3 protein-coding genes and 1 pseudogene are annotated in these 3,752 nt (G+C 65.2%); all 4 read left to right on the forward strand.

Features of this window, described 5'->3' with window-relative positions; all coding sequences use genetic code 11:
- A partial coding sequence (locus AC1VAN_RS14730; protein WP_480986072.1) for a DegT/DnrJ/EryC1/StrS family aminotransferase occupies positions 1-762 on the forward strand: 762 nt, incomplete at its 5' end.
- 162 nt (positions 763-924) lie between these two features.
- Positions 925-1,611, forward strand: a complete 687-nt coding sequence (locus tag AC1VAN_RS14735) for an MtnX-like HAD-IB family phosphatase (protein WP_025873783.1) — start codon at positions 925-927, stop codon at positions 1,609-1,611.
- 48 nt (positions 1,612-1,659) lie between these two features.
- Complete coding sequence (locus tag AC1VAN_RS14740; RefSeq protein ID WP_480986073.1) at positions 1,660-3,060, forward strand: aspartate aminotransferase family protein; 1,401 nt, start codon at positions 1,660-1,662, stop codon at positions 3,058-3,060.
- 32 nt (positions 3,061-3,092) lie between these two features.
- Positions 3,093-3,752: pseudogene (locus AC1VAN_RS14745) on the forward strand (GNAT family N-acetyltransferase); the annotation flags it as partial.

Genomic DNA, 3,752 nt, shown 5'->3' on the forward strand with positions numbered 1-3,752 from the left:
GCACAGGCACTGGGTGCACGCGTGGCCGGCAACAGCGTCGGCCTGCGCGGCGACATCGGCTTCTTCAGCCTGGCCGCCGGCAAGGGCCTGAGCCTGCATGAGGGCGGCCTGCTGCTGACACGTGATGAAGAACTGCGTGCGGCATTGATCGAGCAGGCCGCAGGACACACGCCCTTCAACCCGCGCTGGGAGCTGACGCGCAGCCTGCAGCTGCTGGGCCTGGCGGCCTGCTACCGCCCTTCCCTGCTGTCGCTGGTGTATGGAAATCCGCTGCGGCGTGCCCTGCGCCGTGGCGACCTGGAAGCTGCGGTGGGTGATGTGTTTCCACTGGATATTCCGCAGCATCGCGTCAGCCGCTGGCGGCAGAACGTCGGGGCACACGCTGCACAGCGCCTGCCCGCCTTCCTGCAGGCCGCCCGCCTGCGCGCGCTGCAGCTGCGCGTGCAGCTGGAATCGCTGCCTGCCGTTGAAGTGGTGGACGGGATGCCTGGCACTCTTGGCACCTGGCCGATGCTGATGCTGCTGCTGCCCAGCGAACTTGCGCGTGACAAAGCGCTTTCATCGCTGTGGCAGCGCGGCCTGGGTGTCAGCCGCATGTTCATCCACGCCCTGCCGGACTATGCCTATCTGCGAGGCGTCGTCGCAGACGCGGACGTACCCAATGCCCGCGACTTCGCCGCCCGCTCCCTGACCGTGGGCAACAGCCCCTGGCTGACCCACGAAGACAGCTGCGAGATCGTGAAGGTACTGGCTGGTCAGTAGAGGTTGAAGCCGGGCAAAGCCTGCTTCGCGCTCACTGGCTGAACGCTTCCCGAGTGCCTCCGTTCGGGCTTTCAGGTGGAAAGGAACGAGAAAGACGGCCTGCCTACATTGGCCCCGTCGCCGGCATCGTGCCAAGGCCTCTCTTCATCGACGGAGCTGCCCATGCAATGGAGCATCCTGTGTGACTTCGATGGCACCATCAGCCTCGAGGACGTCATTGATTCGCTGCTGGAAAACTTCGGCCAGCCCGGTTGGCAGCAGCTGGAAGACCAGTGGCGCTCAGGCGAGATCGGTTCGCGTGAATGCATGCAGGGCCAGGTCCGCCTGCTGAAGCTTGATCCGGCCACCCTCGATGCACACCTGGACCAGGTACGGATCGATCCGGGCTTCGCCGCTTTCGTCAAACGCGCGCAGGCGTTGGGCCTGCCACTGCGCATCGTCAGCGACGGCCTGGACTACGCAATCCATCGCATCCTCGCCAATCACGGCCTGCCGCCGCTGCCTGTGGTGGCCAATCACCTGCGCTGGTCTGACGGCCATTGGCAGCTTGAATCTCCCTACCAGGCCGAAGGCTGCCGCAGCGGCACCTGCAAGTGCACCTGCGCGGCGCAGGCGCGTGCTGACGAAGCTCCCCGCGTGCTGATGATCGGCGATGGCGCCTCCGATTTCTGCGTATCCGAACACGCCGATTTCGTGTTCGCCAAGCGTCGCCTGATTGCCCATTGCACCGACGCCGGCATTCCCCACGCCGCCATCGACACCTTCCACGACGCTACTGCGCTGCTGCCGCGCCTGCTCGACGGCAGCCTGCTTCAGCCCTCGCTTCCGCGGCTGCTCGCCACCGCCTGATCGCTCCGCCCGTTGCTTCCTTTGAATGCCCTCTCCGGAATCGAACCGATGAATATTTTTGACAAGAACGCCGATGCCGCCATCACCGATGCACAGCTGCTGGCAGATGAAGCCCGCTACAGCTCCTTCGGCGACACCGTGCACTACGTTGATCCGCCGAAGATCTTCCAGCGCTGCGAAGGCAGCTACATGTTCGATGCCGCCGGCACCCCGTACCTCGATCTGCAGATGTGGTACTCGGCGTGCAACTTCGGTTACGCCAACCAGCGCCTGAACAATGCGCTGAAGGACCAGATCGACACCCTGCCGCAGGTCGCCAGCCAGTACCTGCACCCCACCCGTGTGCAGCTGGCCAAGACCATCGCGGTGGACATGCACGAGAAGTTCGGCCTTGATGGCCGTGTGCACTTCAACGTCGGTGGTGCGCAGGCGGTGGAGGATTCGCTGAAGATCGTCCGCAACGCGCGCAACGGCAAGAGCCTGATGTTCGCCTTCGAAGGCGGCTACCACGGCCGCACCCTCGGCGCCTCGTCGATCACCTCCAGCTACCGCTACCGCCGCCGCTACGGCCATTTCGGCGAACGCGCGATGTTCATCCCGTTCCCGTATCCGTTCCGTCGCCCGAAGGGCATGACCCCGGACGAGTACTCCGACCACTGTGTGCACCAGTTCGAGCGCCTGTTCGAAAGCGAGTACAACGGCGTGTGGGATCCCAAGGTCGGCCAGGCCGAGTACGCCGCGTTCTACGTCGAGCCGATCCAGGGCACCGGCGGCTACGTCATTCCGCCGCGCAACTTCTTCAAGGGCCTCAAGCGCGTGCTGGACAAGTACGGCATCCTGATGGTCGTCGATGAGATCCAGATGGGCTTCTGGCGCACCGGCAAGCTGTGGGCCATCGAACACTTCGATGTCACCCCGGACGTGCTGGTGTTCGGCAAGGCGCTGACCAATGGCCTCAACCCGTTGTCTGGCCTGTGGGCGCGCGAAGAGCTGATCAACCCGACCGTGTTCCCACCGGGCTCCACCCACTCCACCTTCAACTCCAATCCGCTGGGCACGCGCCTAGGCCTGGAAGTGCTGAAGCTGGGCAAGGAGATGGACTACGAGCGCACCGTGCCGGAGAAGGGGGCCTACTTCCTCGACGGCCTGCGCGGTCTGCAGAAGCGCCATCCGGAAATCGGCGATRTCGATGGCCTCGGCCTGGCACTGCGTGCGGAAATCTGCGCCGCCGATGGCTTCACCCCGAACCGTGAACTGCTGGACCGCATGGTCGACATCGGCCTGGCCGGCGACCTGCTGCACGACGGCAAGCGCATGGGCCTCGTGCTCGATGTGGGTGGCTGGTACAAGAACGTGATCACCTTCGCGCCCTCGTTGAACATCAGCTACGAAGAGATCGACCTGGCGATTACCCTGCTGGACCAGCTGCTGACCAAGGCCAAGGGCTGAGCGGGAATGCGCTGCCGGTTCCCGTGCCCCGCATGGACATGATCCCGCGTGTATCCAGCACCGCGCTGGAACCGGCCGCGCTGCTGGAGGGCTTCCTGGCCCACCCTCCCCTGGGGTTCGATGCCAGCCGCCTGCCCAGCGGCCTGCCCAGTTTCCGTGCGCCATTGGATCTGACCACAACCCTGGACGATGCACTGCGCTCGCGCCTGCTGGGGCTGCCGCTGTCGCGCCTGTGGCGGCCGTGGCTGACCTGGCAGACGCGGTTCATCGGTGCCACCAGCACCGAGTACACACCGCTGCCGGCGCATGTGTCGGCGGCTGCACTGGCCGACGACGTGCTGCGCCATGGCGTCGGTGACAGCCGGCTGCTGGTGGTCAAGGATCTGGCGATCGATTCGCCCTTGCTGGACGATGCCGCCAACGCACACAGCCACGCCTTCCTGCAGGCGCTGGAAGCACGCGGTTTCATCCCGCTGGAAGGCATGCCGCTGGCATGGGTGGCGATCGATTTCGATTGCATCGACGCCTATCTGGCACGCCTGTCCGCAGCGCGTCGCAAGAACATCCGGCGCAAGCTGCGCTCACGCAGCAACCTGCAGATCGACTGCATCGCCACCGGTGACCCTGCCCTTGCCGAACCGCGGCTGCAGGCCGAACTGCATGCGCTGTACCTGCAGGTGTATGCACAGAGC

The organism is Stenotrophomonas sp. 05L44_2, assembly GCF_056665995.1.

Bases quoted from the DNA above. Each gene is read 5' to 3' on its own strand.
- AC1VAN_RS14735 (WP_025873783.1), top strand. From the start codon at position 925: ATGCAATGGAGCATCCTGTGTGACTTCGATGGCACCATCAGCCTCGAG.